The sequence below is a fragment of the Idiomarina sp. UBA4206 genome (assembly GCF_002383015.1).
In the GTDB taxonomy this organism is placed as follows: domain Bacteria; phylum Pseudomonadota; class Gammaproteobacteria; order Enterobacterales; family Alteromonadaceae; genus Idiomarina; species Idiomarina abyssalis.
In genome coordinates, this window is the sequence record NZ_DFTS01000021.1 from 9,820 (window position 1) to 13,044 (window position 3,225).

A 3,225-nucleotide genomic window follows, 5' to 3' on the forward strand; every position below is an offset into this window, starting at 1 on the left:
ACATCGATAATTCTGAACCTGCTGGTAACTGGGTTTTCAGAAGTAATGACAATGCCTGGCCGATACCACCGGCCGCACCTAATACGGCTACTTTCATCTCAGACTCCGTTTTTGTTAGTCAATTTTAACTGCATAAAAATGCAGAATTTGGCGCAAAACTGTACTCCAATATCACTAAAAATACAACTTTGCGCGGTACACATTCAGCACTCGAATAGCGCATCTATATGCAGTACACTGGGGGTTATTATAGCATGTAACCAGTATAGGAATTGAACTCTCTCATGGTGCAAGACACGTTACTCGAAGCTTTTAAAACCCTTCTTCGCGAAGAGCGTTATGGCTCACAGGGAGAAATTGTTAATGCCTTGAAAGCCGAGGGCTTTGATAACATTAGCCAGTCTAAAGTCTCGCGCATGTTGAGTAAGCAAGGCGCGGTTCGTACCCGCAATGCAAAGCAGGAAATGGTCTACTGCTTACCGCCCGACTTAGCGGTACCTTCCACTAAGGCACCATTAAGCCAGCTTGTACTGGATATTCAGCACAATGATGTCATGGTGATTATTCGCACCAGCCCGGGGGCGGCTCAGTTGATTGCCCGCTTGCTTGACTCTGTCGGTAAAAAAGAAGGTGTGCTTGGTACGATAGCCGGCGATGACACTATTTTTATCGCACCACTTAAAGTTGCTGATATCGACTTTACTCTGAAAAAGGTCCGGGAGTTGTTTGCCAGTCAGGCGGTATTACCTTCTTCCTGATCCGCTACTTCTTTGTTGTCTTCCATAAAACGCATTGAAGGCACAAAAAAGCCGCAGTTGGATACCGCTTGCGAATAATCCAGTAACGGATCGTAGGCCCCTTGTTCGTCGGCGTAATATCGATTTTTTAGCCACTGCACCACCATTTTCGGTGTGTGACTAAAATACATAGCGAGCAGCCCCTGTTCGCGCAGGTCACCCCAGGGCATATTCTGCCGCAGTAAAGGAATGGGTTGTTCATTGCCGTCCACTAGACGACTTTTGGCTGCATGTGTAACGCCTTCAATTTTAGCTTCGGATAAACGTTCGCCTGAGACTTTTTCACGCCCCATGAGTTGCTCTTGTTTTTCCGGGCCCAGGTAGTCCCAGCGGCGTAAGTCGTGACGAAACTTTTGTACGAACAAATAACTGCCATCCACAAAGTCGGCATCGTCTTTTTCTTCTACTAATGCCACCTTACGTTTGCTCATGCCCCTGGGGTTGTCAGGCGCATCGATAAAACCGGTCAAGTCGCGGCCGTCGAGATAACGGAAGGAACGAATTTGCTCGACCACTTCAATGTCATAACCAAACCATTCAATTAATGTGCGCCCGGCAAGGTAGTTAGCGTCGAAGCGGTCACAACGAATTTGAATGATGAGATCATAAGGGTGTCTTGGTGCTTCCCGGTCGCCGTCGGAAAGTTCGGGGAAAGCCTGCAAGTGAAGTGGCTTCTTGTGTGGGTAAAGAATGTCCCAGTAATCGGCGCCTATGCCGACAAAGCCTGTTAACATGGCTTCTGAGAAGCGGGCGTCAAGATCGCGTAAAATGGCTGGAAAGCGAGCCAGTTTACGGCGTAAACTTTCAACGTCGTCGCTCATGACATGACAAAACAACGTCAGACCATGCAGATTAGGTTCCGCGTAGACTCCTGACTGAGCTTTATCCACCCTATTCTCCCGTTTAACTGTTATTTTTGTGTGTTCGTTCTATTCGCTTTTACATTAAATAGCGCACGAGGCATTATAGAATGCCTGTATTCGTTATGACACCGCAAGGAAAAATCATGCGCAATCTGATACTTATTTTTGGTTTGCTTGGACTGACTGCCTGTGCGAGCACGGCAGACAATCAAACTCAGCGTAGCAGTGCTCAACAACAGACTCCGGCTGCTGAGTTTCATCAGTTGGCTGACACTATCTGGGAAGGACTGAATGAGTCCAGCGAAACCGAGCTGACCGATATGTCACCGGAAGCCTTAGAGCAACGTTACCAACAACGCTCTGAGTGGCTTGAACAGCTGAACGCCGTTAACCTTAACGAGCTAAGCCGGGATGACCAGATAAACCATGCAATGATTCACTACACCTTAAAGAACAAGGTCGATGAGTACCGCTTTAATGCGCACTATATGCCATTAACCGCAGAAGGTAGCTTTCACAGCTCTTTAGCTTTCATGCCTTCATACACGTCATTTTCATCGTCGGAAGACTACCAGAATTACATAGCAAAACTGCGCTCAATTCCTCGTTACATGGAGCAGCAAACTCATTGGTTGCGTAAGGCGATTGAAGAAGGTTACACCCAGCCTGCAGCCGCTATGGCCGGTTTTGAAGAAAGTATACTGGCTTACATTGTGCAGGATGCTAAAGACAGCGTTTACTTCTCTCCTTTTGCACAACAGCCGGGCTTTGTTGATAGCGAACAATGGGAGCAACTTAAAAGCGATGCATTAACCGCTATTGATGACCAGGTGATGCCAGCTTACGACGACTACTTTACCTTTATGGTTACCGAGTACTTGCCGAGTGCACGTGAAAGCATTGGTGCCAGCGAGCTACCCAATGGGGACGACTTTTATCAGAACCGCATTAAGCATTACACCACGCTGGATATGACCGCTGACGAAATTCATGAAATTGGCTTGCAGGAAGTTGCACGCATTCGCGGTGAAATGCTGGAAGCCATTGAAGCAACAGGTTTTGACGGCGACTTTGACGAGTTTGTCGAGTTTTTACGTACCGACGACCAGTTCTATCCGGAAACAGCAGAAGAGTTACTACAGTACGCAGCCTGGATAGCGAAGAAAATGGACGGTGAACTGCCTAAGCTTTTCAAAACCCTGCCGCGTAAACCTTATGGCATAGCTCCGGTTCCGGCTGAGATAGCACCGAAATACACAACCGGCCGCTATTCAGGTACCAACCGCGATGACCGCGCTGGTTTTTATTGGGTGAATACCTACGCGCTGGACCGCCGTCCGCTTTACCAGATGGAAGCGCTGACGCTGCACGAAGCGGTACCGGGTCATCACTTACAAAACGCCATTGCGGGTGAGTTAGAAGACTTGCCGGAATACCGTCAGCAGACCTACATTTCAGCTTTCGGTGAAGGCTGGGGTCTGTATTCTGAGTACTTAGGGCTGGAAGCGGGTTTTTATGAAGACCCTTACAGCAACTTTGGACGTTTAAGCTATGAAATGTGGCGG

Annotated in this window: 4 protein-coding genes; 2 read left to right on the forward strand and 2 right to left on the reverse strand. The window is 48.0% G+C overall.

All coding sequences use genetic code 11. From position 1 onward, the window contains the following. A partial coding sequence (locus B3180_RS04465; RefSeq protein ID WP_414654026.1) for a lactate/malate family dehydrogenase occupies positions 1–97 on the reverse strand: 97 nt, incomplete at its 3' end. 187 nt (positions 98–284) lie between these two features. On the opposite strand from B3180_RS04465, the gene argR reads away from it, so the two are divergent. Beyond that, entirely contained in the window at positions 285–758 is a 474-nt protein-coding gene (gene argR / locus B3180_RS04470; RefSeq protein ID WP_054489943.1) for a transcriptional regulator ArgR, read from the forward strand. Here the strand turns inward: argR and B3180_RS04475 are convergent. Then, on the reverse strand, positions 734–1,687 hold the full coding sequence (locus B3180_RS04475; RefSeq protein ID WP_054489941.1) for a Dyp-type peroxidase: 954 nt from the start codon (positions 1,685–1,687) through the stop codon (positions 734–736). The two genes, argR and B3180_RS04475, sit on opposite strands and share 25 nt — an antisense overlap. Before the next feature lie 116 nt (positions 1,688–1,803). Between B3180_RS04475 and B3180_RS04480 the strand changes: the two genes are divergently transcribed. Next, positions 1,804–3,225 (forward strand): DUF885 domain-containing protein (locus B3180_RS04480; protein ID WP_286843273.1); only part of this gene is annotated, 1,422 nt, incomplete at its 3' end.